The following is a 13,178-nucleotide window of genomic DNA, read 5'->3' on the forward strand; positions in this document are numbered from 1 at the left end:
GTAGAACTGACGGTAAGAACCGGGGGTCGGATTAAGACCCTCCCGTTTACTATTGAGACCAAATCGGTCTTTTACGGTAAATCACTCTTCTGGAAAGCTTGTTTCATGCGGCTTTCCAGGCATCAGCAGGTCTCCTGACCCCTGACGGTAAAAGCCGTCGCGAACAGGAGGAAAAACCTCGATGCTTACTGACACAGCACTGCGCAATCTGAAACCTAAGTCATTGACTTATAAGGTTTCTGACCGGGATGGGATGTACGTGACGGTATCGGCCGCCGGTACCGTCACCTTCCGCTACGATTACCGTCTCAACGGGCGCCGTGAGACCCTGACGATTGGCCGCTATGGCCCTGGCGGTATCTCGCTGGCGCTAGCCCGTGAAAAGCTGCTCGACGCCAAGAAGGCCGTCGCCGACGGCCGTTCCCCGGCACTGGAAAAGCAGCGTGATAAGCGCCGGCTGACCGCTGCCAAGAATTTCGGCGATATCGCCGTCAAATGGCTGGCGGACGCCCGGATGGCCGACAGCACGCGCGCGATGCGCAAACACGTCGTCGATCGCGACATCCTGCCGGCGTTCCAGAACCGGCTGCTCAACGAAATCACCGCGGATGACCTGCGGGCCTTGTGCAACAAGGTGAAGGCACGCGGGGCGCCCGCCACGGCGGTGCATGTCCGCGACATCGTGAAGCAGGTCTATGCCTTCGCCACCCTGCACGGCGAGAAGGTGGACAACCCGGCGAGCGATGTGGCGGCCGCCTCGATCGCGACCTTTGTGCCGAAGGACCGGGCGCTCTCACCAACAGAGATCCGGCTGGCGTTCCACCAGTTGGAATCCATCGCGACCTATCCGACGATCCGCCTGGCCCTGCGCATGGTCCTGCTGACCCTGGTGCGCAAGAGCGAATTGATTGAGGCCACCTGGGATGAGGTCGATTTCGAGAACGCCACCTGGACGATTCCGAAGCAGCGCATGAAGGGGCGCAATCCGCACGTGGTCTATCTGTCGCGGCAGGCCCTGGACATTCTCGTGGCGTTGCATACCTGCGCTGCGGGCTCGAAGTTCGTGCTGCCCTCGCGCTACGAGCCAAGCTGTTGCATGTCGCATGCGACCCTGAACCGCGTCACCCAGCTCATTGCCGAGCGGGCCAAGGCTGCGGGCCTGCCTCTGGAGCCTTTCACAGTGCATGACCTGCGCCGTACCGGCGCGACGCTGCTCAACGAGGTGGGCTTCAACGGTGACTGGATCGAGAAGTGCCTGGCGCACGAGGAAGGGCGCTCCTCGCGTTCGGTGTACAACAAGGCCGAGTACGCCGAGCAGCGGCGCCACATGCTGCAGGAGTGGGCGGACATGGTCGATGCCTGGATCGACGGGCGTACCCACGTGCCGAAGCTGCTGCCGGAGAACGTGCCGGTCCCAGTGCTCAGTGCGGCTTTGTGAGGGAGGGCCGCATGATGACTTCATCAGGGCATGCTGTCGGTGGACAGCGCGAGGTTTGCATTCATCGAGGAAAGATCACTCTGGATGATCCTTTCAAGCTCTTGTCAAACTATTCAGCCTTGGCGATAGTTTATAAATATGTTATTTTGAGCACTATGAATGCTCAAAATTCAGGAAAACTGAACCGCCTGCTGGCCGAACTGGGCGATACGCGCCTGGTGTCCAGCCGCTGGCTGCGCGCGCACGGCTACTCAAACAGCCTTGTCGCGCGCTATGTGGGCAGCGGCTGGCTGGTGTCGCCAGCGCGCGGCGTTTACATGCGCAAGGGCGGGCGCCTGCAATGGGAAGGCGTGGTGCGCAGCTTGCAGGTTGGGGAGGGGGTGCCGCTGCATGTCGGGGGGCGTTTTGCGCTGGCCCTGCAGGGACATGAGCACTACCTGCGCCTGGGCGATGCCGGGACGATCACGCTGTATGGGCCACAGCAGCCGCCGGGCTGGTTGGGCAAGCTGTCATTGGAGCAACGCTTCGCGTTCCTGGGCAAGGGGCCGCTCGATCTGCCGGCCGTGTCCGTCACTGCGGAAGTCTCCGAGAAGGCGCTGTCGGAAGCGGGCCTGGCTTGGCATTCCGCGGCGCCTGGGATCGATGCCCTGGTTTGCTCGACGCCTGAGCGGGCCATGCTGGAACTGTGCGACGGCGTATCGGATGCGGCAGGGGTCTACGAGGCCGATGCGCTGATGCAGGCCATGACCACGCTGCGGCCGCAGCGGGTCGGCCTGCTGCTGCGCCACTGCGGCAGCATCAAGGCCAAGCGGTTGTTCCTCGCGTTGGCCGATCGCCATCGACATGCGTGGCGATCGCATGTACCGCTGGATGGCGTCGATCTGGGCCGGGGCAAGCGCGCGCTGGTGCCTGGCGGGCGCTTGCATCCGACCTACCAGATCACCTTGCCGGGAGACCTCGATGAGCACCTTGCTTAACCATTGGGACCGGCGCTATACAGACAGGGTGCGGCTGCTGGTCGAAATCCTGCCGGTGCTGGCGCAGGAGCCGCGCTTCGCGCTCAAGGGCGGCACGGCCATCAACCTGTTCGAGCATGACCTGCCGCGGTTGTCGGTGGACATTGATCTGGCCTGGCTGCCGGTACATGACTATGCCGAGGATGCGAAGCTGATCGAGGAAGCCCTTGGGCGATTGGCCGATGTGCTGCGTGCCCGCCCGTTGCAACTGCAGGTACAGACCTCGGCAGGCGAGGGCACAGGAACGGTCACGCGGCTGGTAGCCAGCCGTGGCCGTGCGCGCGTGCAGATCGAGACCACGCCGGTCATGCGCGGCACAGTGCATCCGGTGCGCACTATGGTCGTGCGACCAAGGGTAGAAGAGGCGTTCGGCTTCGCCGAGGTGCGGGTGCTGGACTTCGCCGACCTGTACGCCGGCAAGCTGGCAGCAGCGCTGTCGCGGCAGCATCCGCGCGATCTTTTCGACGTGGGCTTGCTACTTCAGGACGAGCGTGCGGACGCAGCGCTCTGGCGCACCTTCCTCGTGTACCTGACGTGCAGTCCCAAGCCGGCCTGGGAGATGCTGGCGCCACGAGTGCCCGCGGATTTCGCGGCCACCTTCGAGGCCCATTTCAAGGGCATGACGACCGATCCCATCGAAGTAGGGGCCTTGCTGGAGAGCCGCGAGCGCCTGTTGTCGCGCGTGGCAGCGTGGCTGGATGAGCCGTCGCTGGCCTTTCTGCAATCGGTCGAGGATGAGCGGCCAGATTTCAGCTTGATCGGGCTTGCCCATGCGGCCGATCTGCCCGGCGTGCGGCGCAAGCTGCACAACCTGGCGCAGCGCACGGCGGCCAAGCGCGCCGCGGATCGTGATCAGTTGGCGGACGCCCTGGCGCGCATCATGGCGCGCTGATGCGGTGGGAAGAAAAGCAGATGGAGCGATGGCGATGGTTCACGATTTCACACTGGTCTGCACGCTGAATCCGGAGGTGGATTCGTTGGATGAAGTACTGCACCGGCTGGCCGCCAGCGACTGTGCCGATGTCACGGTGGGCTGGGGCCGACCTGGGTATGTCGCGCTGGCCTTCAGCCGAGAGGCGTTCGACCACGATGCGGCGGTGGCTCAGGCTGTCGCCCAGATAGCGCAGATCCTGACGGGCGCGTCACTGGTTCGGGTGGAGGCCGGCTCGCCCTGACGTTGGCCGCGTTGCTGAGACTGCTCACCGAACCTGCCGGTACTGGCGCAGTCTGACATCGGGCCCGGTGGGCGGGGCGGACTTCGCTGAGCGCGAGGCCTGTTTGCGTTCTTCGATCCATGCTTCGACCTCTTCCAGATCCCAGACAACGCAACGGGGCGTGAGCCGGAAGCGCCTGGGGAATTCGCCGCGCTGCTCCATTTCGTAGACCGTTGTCTCTGCCAGGGGGACGATCTGGTGTAACTCGTGCCGGCGGATGGTGCGACGGAAGGGAAGGGGGCCGCGCTTCGGAAATTGCGGCAGTGTCTCGTAGGCTTCCGTGCCCGGCAAGGGAAGGGGCTGGTCGGCGTCGATGCCGGCGGTGTTGGATGCTTGCGATAGCTGTTCCACCTCGGACTCCATGAACTTGCTGCATGGAGACATGGTGAAGTTCAATACCTATCGGAACAACTTGCTGCGGCGTAGAAGGGCGAACTCCGTGCGTTCATGGGCGCATATGCAGTGCGGATTGCCAAATGCTCGTGCGTCCCGGCGTGCCGCCGTCGCGCTGTCGTGCTGCGCATCAAGCCGCCTGCGGCGTCTCGCCCCTGTCGGGCTTCCATCGTTTCCTCGCTTTGCTCGGCTGACGCCTCCGGCCCGGCTTGTTGATCCGAGCCTGCGCGCTCCGCTTGCCGAAAAGCGGGTGTGTGCAGTGGGCGGGGTGTGGGCGGTCTTGCTGTTCCCTTCACCGTATCACGGCGTTCTCGCCGTCAAGGGCGGCGCGCGCCATGCGCGCTGGCGTCCTGGCGTCCGGCTGCGCCCCCTGACTGTTTGCGCTGCGCCGTGCTGACCACGGTTCCGGGCAATTCCGCCCGAGCAACCGGAGCACGATCATGTCGCAACTGTCCTTTTCCTCGTTCGATGCCTCGCTGATGGTGCGCGATGCACAGGGTCACTACCTGCTGGCGACAGCCGACCAGATTCTGGAGGCCGCGCGCCAGGCCATCGAGCACAAGATGCAACGCGGTGCGTCGTTCAGTTCGCCGGCGGCGGTCAAGGAGTACCTGCGCGCCAAGCTGGCCGGCTTCGAGCATGAGGTGTTCGCGGTGCTGTTCCTCGATACGCAGCATCGCCTGATCGAGTACGCTGAGATGTTCCGCGGCACCATCGACTCAGCCGAAGTGCATCCGCGCGAAGTGGTCAAGGCGGCCCTGCGGCAAAACGCGGCGGCAGTCATCATTTCGCACAATCATCCGAGCGGGAATCCCGAGCCGAGCAGTGCCGACAAGATGCTGACCCAGCGGCTCAAGGAGGCGCTGGCGCTGGTGGATGTCCGCACGCTGGATCACATCATCGTGGCGGGTGGCACCACCACGTCCTTTGCCGAACGCGGCCTGATCTGATCGAGGGGGCTTCGGCCCCCTTTTTGCTGCGCCCTGTATCGCACTCCGGCCCGCGCGGGCCTGCGCGTGCTGCGCACTTGCCGACAGCCGGAGTGTGTGGAGGTGCGAGGGGGCGGTCTTGCTGTTCCCTTCATCGTGCCACGGCGTTCTCGCCGTCAAGGGCTGCGCGCCGATGGCGCTTGCGTCCTGGCGGCCGTCGTTGACCCCTGACTGCTTGCGCTGCGCCGTGCCCCGGAAGGGTCGGGCAATTCCGCCCGGCAACCTTTCAGGAGTTCACCATGAACAACGCATTCATCACCGACGAGCAACGCATCGTGTTGCTGGCCAACGGCCGCGAATCCTTGGAGAACCCGGACTTCGATCCGGCGCCCGTGATCAAGCTGTTCACGCCGGATGCCGGCGCGACCTGGCTGCTGACCGAGATTGATCCCGATGACCACGACCACGCCTTTGGTCTTTGCGACCTGGGCTTGGGGATGCCGGAAATCGGCTGGGTCAGCTTGAACGAGCTGGCGAACGTGCGCGGCGGGCTGGGCCTGCCGATCGAGCGCGACCTGTCGTTCCGCGCCGAGAAGCGGTTGAGCGCCTACGCGCGCGATGCGCGGCTGGCCGGGCGGATCGTCGTCTGACCCGGCCCTAGAGCGCCGCAAGGCGCTCCTTTCTCAACTGTCGAAGGAGATCAATGCCATGAGCAGCCATCACGATTGGATCATCGAAGTCACTGCGCAGCACGATGCGCTCAAGCCGTTCGCGCCGGAGAACGGCCAGCCCCTGCGCTTCAAGATTGGCGACGCGGTGATCTACACGAACGACGCCGGCTTGCAGTTCCGGCGCCGCGTCACCGGGTTCTACCAGCCTGCCGGGCCTTCGGGCCTGTACGCGCGCGGTGCGCGCTATCTGCTGAACTCGTCTTCGCCTTGGATGCCGGTGTCGGAATCCAGCCTGCGTCCTGACGAGTCGTCCTGATGCCTTCGCGCCCCGATGGGGCGCTGCGCGCTTCGCTTGCCTCCAGGGGAAAGCCCTGCGGGCTATCCCCGCCGCGCAGAGCTTGGCGCCCCTCAAAAACCGCCGAACCGGCTGCGCCGGCTCGGCCAGACGACAGCAGCCACAAGCGCAATCAACCCTGCTTCCCGATGCCAGGAGTATGAGGTTGTGCATCGAGCCTTGAAGTCCGGGCGTCCCCGGCCAAGCAGCATGGCCGGTCGCGCTGTCGTGCTGCGCATCGAACCCCCTGCGGGGTTTCGCCCCTTCGGGCTTTCATCGTTCCCTCGCGCTGCTCGGCTGACGCCTACGGCCCGGCTTCCAGATCCGGGCCTGCGCGCTTGCGCTTGCGTGCGGGCTGCACATCGAGGCGGCCGTTGCCATGTCCAGCCGTCTCCCCTGATTTCATCACCTTGCTCGCGACTGTAGCCCGTGGCCGCGTGCCGTCAAGGCGCGCCAGGCCGTGTCCTCGGCTGCGCCTGCGGGCCGCACCAACCTGCCGCTTTCCTCCTTGACGGCCCACGTCCGTGGGCTCCTGACCGTCGCGGGCGATGAACTCAGGAAAGACGGTGGCAACGAGGCCAACCGGGTTCTTCGTGCCAACCGCACCGAACAGCCGAAAGGCTGGGCTCCGAATCTAGGAATCCGGTGTGCGGTGTGAACAGCAAACCTTTTTGTCAGGAGAAAGATCATGCAACTCGCATCCCGTTTCGCTTCCCATTCCCCGGTACTGCGCAGCGATTACCCGCTGTCCGATGACCAGATTCATCGCGTGGCCCCGTCCATCTTCGCGGACGCGCCGCACGAAAGCCGCTCGCAACGGTACGCCTATATCCCCACCGCCGCCGTGTTGACCGAGCTTCGCAAGGAGGGGTTTCAACCCTTCATGGCGACGCAGACCCGCGTGCGCGATGAAGGCAAGCGCGAGCACACCAAACACATGATCCGGCTGCGCCACGCCAGCCAGATCAACGGCGCGGAAGCCAATGAAATCGTGCTGCTGAACTCGCACGACGGCACCAGCAGCTATCAGATGTTGGCGGGCATGTTCCGCTTCGTTTGCAGCAATGGCCTTGTCTGCGGCGACACCGTGGCGGACGTGCGCGTGCCCCATAAAGGCGATGTGGCCGGGCACGTCATCGAAGGCGCTTATCAAGTGTTGAGCGGCTTCGAGCGCGTGAAGGAGAACCGCGAAGCAATGCGGGCCGTCACGCTCGACGATGGCGAGGCCGAAGTTTTCGCCCGTGCCGCACTGGCCCTCAAGTACGACGACCCGAACAAGCCCGCGCCCGTCACCGAGTCGCAAATCCTGATGCCGCGCCGGTTCGACGACCGCCGCCCCGACCTGTGGAGCGTGTTCAACCGCGCACAGGAGAACTTGACCAAGGGCGGATTGCATGGCCGCAGCGCCAACGGACGCCGCCAGCGCACCCGCCCCGTGCAGTGCATTGATTCCGATGTGTGCCTGAACCGCGCCCTGTGGCTGCTGGCCGATGGCCTGCGCCAGTTGAAAGCCTGATTCCCCCACGGCAAGGGCAGGCAGCAGCCCTTGCCGTCTTTCTCGCTGCTGCATCCCTGAACGATAGGAATTATCACCATGAACGCCATGACCCAAACCGAAGCCCGCGCCGTCAATACCACCGCCGCTGTCCAGCTGGAAGCCGCCGACCCGACCAAGAACCTGATTCTGGTTCCGCTGTCGCGGCTGGTGCTGCGCCCCACCGGCCGCAACGTGCGCAAGGCCCCGCGCATGTCCATCCCCGAACTGGCAGCGAGCATCCAGCGCGTGGGCCTGCTGCAAAACCTGATCGTGATTGCCGCCGCCGATGGCGAGCATTACGAAGTGGTGGCCGGTGGCCGTCGCCTCGCCGCGTTGAAGCTGCTGGCGAAGAAGCGCCGCATCAGCAAGGAATGGGAGGTGCCTTGTCTGCTGGTGGCCGATGGCACCGCCCGCACCGCCAGCCTCACCGAGAACGTGCAGCGCGAAGCCATGCACCCGGCAGACCAGTTTGAAGCGTTCGCGGCGCTGGTGGCCGAAGGCCGACCCATCGAGGATATTGCGGCGGATTTTTCCGTCACGACGCTGGTGGTACAGCGCCGCTTGAAGCTGGCGAACGTCTCGCCGCGCCTGATGGCGGACTACCGGGCCGATGCCGTGAGCCTTGACCAGTTGATGGCCCTGGCCATCACAGACGACCACGCCGCGCAGGAAGCCGCGTTCTACGATGCGCCCCAATGGCAGCGCCAACCGTCCGCGCTGCGCGAACGGCTCACCGAAAGGGAAATCGACGCCTACCGGCATCCGCTGGTGCGCTTCGTCGGGCTGGGCACCTATGAGGCAGCAGGCGGTGGCGTGCGCCGCGACCTGTTCGCGGAAGGCGATGCGGGCGTGTATCTGACCGACGCCGCGCTGCTGGAACGGCTGGCGCAAGACCGGCTGGCGGGCATCGCCGCCACGGTCCGCGCCGAAGGGTGGGCATGGGTGGATGCCACGCCGGGCGTGACCCATGCCGACCTGCACGCTTTCCAGCGTGCCCCGAGGGAGCGGCGCGAACCGACCAAGCGCGAAGCGCAGCGCATTGGGAAGCTGCAAGCCAAGCTGCGCGAACTGGCCGAAGCCGTGGATGCCGCACAGAACGCCGAGGACGAGGACAAGGCCGACGCGCTGCAAGAGGAAGGCGAAGCCCTGGGCGAGCAGTTGCAGGCGCTGGAAGATGGCTTGCAGGACTACAGCCCGAACGTGAAGGCCGCAGCCGGTGCCATCGTCACCATCGACCGCGACGGCGAAGCTGTGATTCATCGCGGGCTGATGCGCGAGGCGGAGGCCAAGGCGCTGCGCACGCTGGAAAGGTTGCGGCAGGGTTTCGGCGGCGAGGATACCGGGAACGACGACGAAGGCGAGGACGATGAAGGGCCCAAGGCCGCTATCTCCGATAGGCTGGCGCAGCGGTTGAGCGCCCACCGCACCGCCGCGCTGCAAATCGAAGTCGCCCGGCATCCGCAGGTGGCGCTGGCGGCGCTGGTGCATGGCATGGTGCAAACCATCTTGCAGGGCAGCCACCACGGCCACGACTTTCCGTTGGGCATGAGCCTGAAAGTGCAAGACCGGCTGGAAGGCATGGCCCCGGACTGGCCGGAATCGCCCGCCGCCGTGGCGCTGCGCGAACTGCAACAGGTAGCCGGTGAAGCCTTGCCGGAGGGCAGCGCCGAACTGTTCGCCGCACTGCTGGCGAAGTCGCAAGACGAACTGGTGCGGCTGCTGGCGGTATGCGTGGCCGTCACAGTGGACGTGGTGACGCCCCGCACCACGCCGTACCAGCCCGGCGCGGAACTGGCGCAGGCCGTGGGCCTCGACATGGCCGCATGGTGGCAACCCTCCGCAGAAGGCTACTTCAAGCACGTTCCGAAAGCGGCGGTTCTGCAAGCCGTGGGCGAGTTCGCGCCGGAACACGTTACCCGGCTGGCGAAGTTGAAGAAGGCCGACATTGCCAGCGAAGCCGAGCGGCTGGCCGACGGCACGGGGTGGATGCCTACCATCTTCAAGCGCGAAGGACCGAAGGAGGAAGGCCCGGAGCATGACGCACCGGAGGATGCCGAAGCAATGGCGGATGAACCCACCGAGGTGCTGGCCGCTTGATCCGTGTCGAAGAAAAGCGCCCCGGCCTCGACCGGGGCGCTTCGCTGGAAAGAGAAGCTCCCATGACCCGCACCACCACCAGCCGCCCGCGCATGGCGACGGTCTATGCGCCTGGCACGGTACGCGCCCGCCAGTGGCACGGCGATGGCGACGTGCGCGGCTACCGTCCGCCCTCGGGTTGGACGGCCCGCGCCGACATCACCGACATTCACCCCATCACGGGCCGCGCCTTAGCGCGCGCCGTATGGTGGATCATCGAGACGAAGGAATAACCGCGATCAACACCGCGCCCAGGCCATTCCGTCCTGGGTGCGGTGAAAGCCAAATCCGGGCGCGGCAGTGGCCGCGCCCGGTGTCAAAGGCCAACAACCGATTCAGAACGCCGCCGCCTTCGCAGTGGCTCAGGCGGCGGCGTTGAAATGCGCGAGCGGCCTGCCCACGCAGCGCGCCAGTCAGGTTGCTGGCGTATGGCTGGCGTCCGTCATGTGCTGCAACTGGAGCACCCCCGCAGCATTTGCACAGGCGGGCACTTGACCGATCCGTAGGAGCAGAACACGCAGCAGTCTCCCGCCTTCGGCCGTAGCAACGCCTTGCACTGTTCGCACTCGTAGAAGAACTGGCAGGCATCGGTCGGCATGGTCTCGTGCCGGGCATGGCCGCAGTGCGGGCAGGTCAGCACCGACTCCAGTGTGGGCGTGCCGGTTGTCATTTGCGCAGCGTCGAAGGGTAGCCCGCGTCGGTGGTCGCCTTCACGAGCGTCGAGACTTGGGCCTGATCTGCGTCGAAGGTGACGATCGCCGTCTTCTTGGCGAAGTCGATCCTGACCTGGCTGACGCCAGGCACTCTCTCCAGCGATTTCTTCACCGTGACCGGGCACAGCTCGCAGGTCATGTTCTGCACATGGAGCGTGGTCGTCTGCGGCGTTGCGGCCAAGGCAGCGAACGGCGACAGCGCGACGAGCAGCGATGCGACTGATTTGTGCATGAGAGTTCCTTCAGAGAAACAAGGGTGCCAGCCAAGGCACCGACAACAAGGCGAGAAGCACCAGCGCGACGACCCAGAAGATCAGCCGCTGGCGCTTGAGAACGCTCGATTGGGCGCAGGCGGCGCCGGGCTCGCAGGCCGGTTGTTGAAAGTACAGACGGCTGAACGCCAGACCCACGAACAGAAACGTTACCGCAATAAACCAGGGCCGCAGCGGCTCCAGCGCAGTGAGGCTGGCGATCCAGGCACCACCGATGCCCATCATCAGCAGCACCAACGGCACCACACAGCACACCGAGGCGCCGATGGCAGCCAGTGTTCCGGCGACGAGCGAGTTCTTGAAGTTGAAGGTGGGCATGGGCGTGTACGAACGTCTTCGACACTTGCCACTTTAAACTCCGTACCATGCTACGGAGTCAAGGGGTTTGAGCCATGAGCGAGCTGACGATAGGGGGCCTGGCAGACGAGGCCGGCGTCAACGTCGAGACCATCCGCTACTATCAGCGGCGCGGGCTGATGCCGGAGCCGGACAAGCCGGCCCACGGGTATCGCCGCTACGATGCCACCACGGTCAAGCGCGTGCGCTTCATCAAGCGGGCGCAGGCATTGGGCTTCACGCTGGAAGAGATCGGCGGCCTGCTCCAACTCGACGAGGCCCATGCCTGTGCCGAAACGCGCGAACTGGCCTCGCACAAGCTGGCGGCAATCGAAACCAAGCTGGCCGACCTGGCGGCGATGCGCAAGGCGCTCACGACACTGCTGTGCCAGTGCGATGCGGGCGCGATGAAGGGCAACTGTCCCATCATCCACGCACTGGGAGCAGACTGACGCCTGCGGAGATTCGATTTCCACGCGATTACCTCTGCTGTCACTCTGCGTTCGGCCCTTTGCGGGGCGTCCAGAATGACTTGCGCGTGTCGGCGCGGTGCGCCACCGGGCTTTGCGGGCTGCGCCCCGTGCCGCCTTTGCCGTCACGGCCATTCGGCTTCAATCCCTCACGCCTTCGCGCCTGCGGCGCTGCGCGCTTCGCTTGCCTCCAGGAGAAAGCCCTGCGGGCTATCCCCGCCGCGCGCAGCTTGGCACCCCTCGATGCGGCCGAACCGGCTACGCCGGATCGGCCCGGCCAGCACCCCGCCGCAATGGACGGGGCGCTGGCGAACACGCTGAGACTTGCTGCGGCAGGTTGTGCAGATGCGTGCCGTCCTCAACGCTGGCAGCTCCTGCTCACCACGTCACGAAGGGCGGTTCACGGACAACCCGTCCGGCATCGCTATGGAGCTTCCACACCACGCCTCAAAACCGGCGCCGCTAGGTGCGGCGGGGGCGTTCTCGCCTGTCGTCGAGCGGTTGACGTGGCCCGCGTCAGCGGGCGAATCGGCGAAGCCTTCATGCGGGGATGCCGAGCCGGCCACATCTCCTTTCGGAGCGGTTCGGCCCAAGGCGTCCTTGTCTCGTTGTGAATCCTGGTGGTGGCACGGCTGCGCCTCGGGCTTCATGGCTGCCACCGTGCGGCGAAAACAATTTCCCCTCTGCTGCGCAGATTCCTCGCGGGACAAATTCTTTTCGCCTCCCGGCTCTCCACTGCGTTGCGACCGCAAGCGGTGCAGCCAGCCCGTCCCCCGCCGGCCGGATCACAACAAGGACGCGATGGGCGCGAACCTTGTTCCACCAAAAGGAGTTTCATCATGGCCAACATCGGCAGCTTCACCGCAGACAAAGACGGCTTCACCGGCACGCTTCGCACCCTGACGCTCAACGTCAAGGTCAAGCTGGCTCCCAACGACAAGGGGGACAACGAGAAAGCCCCGGACTTCCGCCTCCAGGCGGCCGGCCACGACATCGGCGCGGCGTGGAAGAAGACCAGCGAGGCCGGGCGGGACTACATCTCCGTGACCCTCGACGATCCTTCGTTCCCGGCCACGGTCTATGCCCGCCTGATCGAAGGCGAGGACGGCACGCACGACCTGATCTGGTCGCGCAGCAAGCCCCAGGCGGCATGACCGCCGCAGCGCCCCGCCCATCGCGGCGGGGCGCTGTGCTGTTTGCTCGTCCCGAATGTGGCAGCGGCAGGTAGTGGCCCATAGCGGGCTGCCTCTCCATGCTGGGAAGCGGTGTCTGCGGTCGGGGCATGGCGTGTCGGCGCGATGCACCGCCGGGCTTTGCGGGCTGCGCCCCGTGCCGCCTTTGCCGTCACGGCCATTCGGCTCCAATCCCTCACGCCTTCGCGCCTGCGGCGCTGCGCGCTTCGCTTGCCTCCAAGGGATCGGCGCAAGACCCGTCCCCGCCGCGCTGCACTTGGCGCCCCTGAAACACCGCCGAACCGGCTTGTGCCGGATCGACCGGGCCGGCGCCTACGGCTGGGCCGCTGCTGCGAGCTGACTTTCGGCCTCGCTCATCAGCACTGTTGATTTCCACCCAGAAGTGACCCAGTAAGTCAGGGGGGAGATGCGGACAAAAACTTGGACTACCAGGAGGTAGTTCATGTATTCGTATCAAGACAGGATTCGGGCGGTCGAGCTATACATCAAGCTTGGCAAGCGCGTTCGAGCAACCATTCGCCAGTTG

Annotated in this window: 16 protein-coding genes; 12 read left to right on the top strand and 4 right to left on the bottom strand. The window is 65.3% G+C overall.

Features of this window, described 5'->3' with window-relative positions; genetic code table 11:
- Nucleotides 1-181: 181 nt before the first annotated feature.
- From M3149_RS20305 to M3149_RS20320, 4 genes are all read left to right on the top strand, one after another.
- Nucleotides 182-1,438, top strand: a complete 1,257-nt coding sequence (locus M3149_RS20305; protein WP_088887072.1) for a tyrosine-type recombinase/integrase — start codon at nucleotides 182-184, stop codon at nucleotides 1,436-1,438.
- A 155-nt stretch (nucleotides 1,439-1,593) separates the two neighbouring features.
- A complete protein-coding gene (locus M3149_RS20310; protein ID WP_088888554.1) occupies nucleotides 1,594-2,415 on the top strand; it encodes a type IV toxin-antitoxin system AbiEi family antitoxin domain-containing protein in 822 nt (273 codons plus the stop codon).
- Complete coding sequence (locus M3149_RS20315) at nucleotides 2,399-3,346, top strand: nucleotidyl transferase AbiEii/AbiGii toxin family protein (protein ID WP_088887071.1); 948 nt, start codon at nucleotides 2,399-2,401, stop codon at nucleotides 3,344-3,346. The genes M3149_RS20310 and M3149_RS20315 overlap by 17 nt, the downstream gene beginning before the upstream one ends.
- Nucleotides 3,347-3,374: 28 nt before the next feature.
- Nucleotides 3,375-3,629 carry a transcriptional regulator gene (locus tag M3149_RS20320; protein WP_251711269.1) on the top strand — a complete coding sequence of 85 codons (255 nt, stop codon included), beginning with the start codon at nucleotides 3,375-3,377 and terminating at the stop codon, nucleotides 3,627-3,629.
- 24 nt (nucleotides 3,630-3,653) lie between these two features.
- Here M3149_RS20320 and M3149_RS20325 read toward each other — a convergent pair whose 3' ends face one another.
- The gene (locus tag M3149_RS20325; protein WP_088887070.1) at nucleotides 3,654-4,031 is read right to left on the bottom strand and encodes a helix-turn-helix transcriptional regulator; all 378 of its coding nucleotides are present in this window, start codon (nucleotides 4,029-4,031) and stop codon (nucleotides 3,654-3,656) included.
- 470 nt (nucleotides 4,032-4,501) lie between these two features.
- On the opposite strand from M3149_RS20325, the gene radC reads away from it, so the two are divergent.
- The 6 genes from radC to M3149_RS20355 all read left to right on the top strand — a co-directional run bounded on the left by radC (nucleotide 4,502) and on the right by M3149_RS20355 (nucleotide 9,901).
- On the top strand, nucleotides 4,502-5,011 hold the full coding sequence (gene radC / locus M3149_RS20330; RefSeq protein ID WP_088887069.1) for a RadC family protein: 510 nt from the start codon (nucleotides 4,502-4,504) through the stop codon (nucleotides 5,009-5,011).
- A 278-nt stretch (nucleotides 5,012-5,289) separates the two neighbouring features.
- Entirely contained in the window at nucleotides 5,290-5,640 is a 351-nt protein-coding gene (locus tag M3149_RS20335; protein WP_088887068.1) for a DUF2958 domain-containing protein, read from the top strand.
- Nucleotides 5,609-5,977, top strand: a complete 369-nt coding sequence (locus M3149_RS20340; RefSeq protein ID WP_435370770.1) for a hypothetical protein — start codon at nucleotides 5,609-5,611, stop codon at nucleotides 5,975-5,977. The genes M3149_RS20335 and M3149_RS20340 overlap by 32 nt, the downstream gene beginning before the upstream one ends.
- Nucleotides 5,978-6,683: 706 nt before the next feature.
- Nucleotides 6,684-7,511: a DUF932 domain-containing protein gene (locus M3149_RS20345; RefSeq protein ID WP_251711270.1), complete on the top strand. Its 828-nt coding sequence runs from the start codon at nucleotides 6,684-6,686 to the stop codon at nucleotides 7,509-7,511.
- A 78-nt stretch (nucleotides 7,512-7,589) separates the two neighbouring features.
- Entirely contained in the window at nucleotides 7,590-9,629 is a 2,040-nt protein-coding gene (locus M3149_RS20350; RefSeq protein ID WP_103738903.1) for a ParB/RepB/Spo0J family partition protein, read from the top strand.
- Nucleotides 9,630-9,691: 62 nt separating this feature from the next.
- Nucleotides 9,692-9,901 (top strand): hypothetical protein, encoded by a 210-nt coding sequence (locus M3149_RS20355; RefSeq protein ID WP_094098081.1) that lies wholly within the window; start codon nucleotides 9,692-9,694, stop codon nucleotides 9,899-9,901.
- A 209-nt stretch (nucleotides 9,902-10,110) separates the two neighbouring features.
- Here the strand turns inward: M3149_RS20355 and M3149_RS20360 are convergent, their stop codons facing one another.
- From M3149_RS20360 to M3149_RS20370, 3 genes are read right to left on the bottom strand one after another with little or no spacing between them, the layout of a single operon-like run.
- Entirely contained in the window at nucleotides 10,111-10,338 is a 228-nt protein-coding gene (locus M3149_RS20360) for a GDCCVxC domain-containing (seleno)protein (RefSeq protein WP_080773470.1), read from the bottom strand.
- Complete coding sequence (gene merP, locus M3149_RS20365; RefSeq protein WP_041111072.1) at nucleotides 10,335-10,613, bottom strand: mercury resistance system periplasmic binding protein MerP; 279 nt, start codon at nucleotides 10,611-10,613, stop codon at nucleotides 10,335-10,337. Before merP ends, M3149_RS20360 begins: the two co-directional genes overlap by 4 nt.
- Before the next feature lie 10 nt (nucleotides 10,614-10,623).
- Nucleotides 10,624-10,971: a mercuric transporter MerT family protein gene (locus tag M3149_RS20370; RefSeq protein ID WP_041111070.1), complete on the bottom strand. Its 348-nt coding sequence runs from the start codon at nucleotides 10,969-10,971 to the stop codon at nucleotides 10,624-10,626.
- 74 nt (nucleotides 10,972-11,045) lie between these two features.
- Here M3149_RS20370 and merR point away from each other — a divergent pair, with 74 nt between their 5' ends.
- Nucleotides 11,046-11,441 (top strand): Hg(II)-responsive transcriptional regulator, encoded by a 396-nt coding sequence (merR, locus tag M3149_RS20375; RefSeq protein ID WP_041111068.1) that lies wholly within the window; start codon nucleotides 11,046-11,048, stop codon nucleotides 11,439-11,441.
- A gap of 857 nt (nucleotides 11,442-12,298) precedes the next feature.
- Complete coding sequence (locus M3149_RS20380; RefSeq protein WP_041111066.1) at nucleotides 12,299-12,613, top strand: DUF736 domain-containing protein; 315 nt, start codon at nucleotides 12,299-12,301, stop codon at nucleotides 12,611-12,613.
- The last annotated feature ends 565 nt before the right edge of the window (nucleotides 12,614-13,178 follow it).

It is taken from the genome of Hydrogenophaga intermedia, from assembly GCF_023715105.1.
Lineage (GTDB): Bacteria > Pseudomonadota > Gammaproteobacteria > Burkholderiales > Burkholderiaceae_C > Hydrogenophaga > Hydrogenophaga intermedia_A.

What these genes read in the sequence shown, in the direction of transcription:
- M3149_RS20305 (WP_088887072.1), top strand. Translation starts at nt 182, where the DNA reads ATGCTTACTGACACAGCACTGCGCAATCTGAAACCTAAGTCATTGACT.
- M3149_RS20310 (WP_088888554.1), top strand. Translation starts at nt 1,594, where the DNA reads ATGAATGCTCAAAATTCAGGAAAACTGAACCGCCTGCTGGCCGAACTG.
- M3149_RS20315 (WP_088887071.1), top strand. Translation starts at nt 2,399, where the DNA reads ATGAGCACCTTGCTTAACCATTGGGACCGGCGCTATACAGACAGGGTG.
- M3149_RS20320 (WP_251711269.1), top strand. Translation starts at nt 3,375, where the DNA reads ATGGCGATGGTTCACGATTTCACACTGGTCTGCACGCTGAATCCGGAG.
- M3149_RS20325 (WP_088887070.1), bottom strand. Translation starts at nt 4,031, where the DNA reads ATGGAGTCCGAGGTGGAACAGCTATCGCAAGCATCCAACACCGCCGGC.
- radC (WP_088887069.1), top strand. Translation starts at nt 4,502, where the DNA reads ATGTCGCAACTGTCCTTTTCCTCGTTCGATGCCTCGCTGATGGTGCGC.
- M3149_RS20335 (WP_088887068.1), top strand. Translation starts at nt 5,290, where the DNA reads ATGAACAACGCATTCATCACCGACGAGCAACGCATCGTGTTGCTGGCC.
- M3149_RS20340 (WP_435370770.1), top strand. Translation starts at nt 5,609, where the DNA reads ATGCGCGGCTGGCCGGGCGGATCGTCGTCTGACCCGGCCCTAGAGCGC.
- M3149_RS20345 (WP_251711270.1), top strand. Translation starts at nt 6,684, where the DNA reads ATGCAACTCGCATCCCGTTTCGCTTCCCATTCCCCGGTACTGCGCAGC.
- M3149_RS20350 (WP_103738903.1), top strand. Translation starts at nt 7,590, where the DNA reads ATGAACGCCATGACCCAAACCGAAGCCCGCGCCGTCAATACCACCGCC.
- M3149_RS20355 (WP_094098081.1), top strand. Translation starts at nt 9,692, where the DNA reads ATGACCCGCACCACCACCAGCCGCCCGCGCATGGCGACGGTCTATGCG.
- M3149_RS20360 (WP_080773470.1), bottom strand. Translation starts at nt 10,338, where the DNA reads ATGACAACCGGCACGCCCACACTGGAGTCGGTGCTGACCTGCCCGCAC.
- merP (WP_041111072.1), bottom strand. Translation starts at nt 10,613, where the DNA reads ATGCACAAATCAGTCGCATCGCTGCTCGTCGCGCTGTCGCCGTTCGCT.
- M3149_RS20370 (WP_041111070.1), bottom strand. Translation starts at nt 10,971, where the DNA reads ATGCCCACCTTCAACTTCAAGAACTCGCTCGTCGCCGGAACACTGGCT.
- merR (WP_041111068.1), top strand. Translation starts at nt 11,046, where the DNA reads ATGAGCGAGCTGACGATAGGGGGCCTGGCAGACGAGGCCGGCGTCAAC.
- M3149_RS20380 (WP_041111066.1), top strand. Translation starts at nt 12,299, where the DNA reads ATGGCCAACATCGGCAGCTTCACCGCAGACAAAGACGGCTTCACCGGC.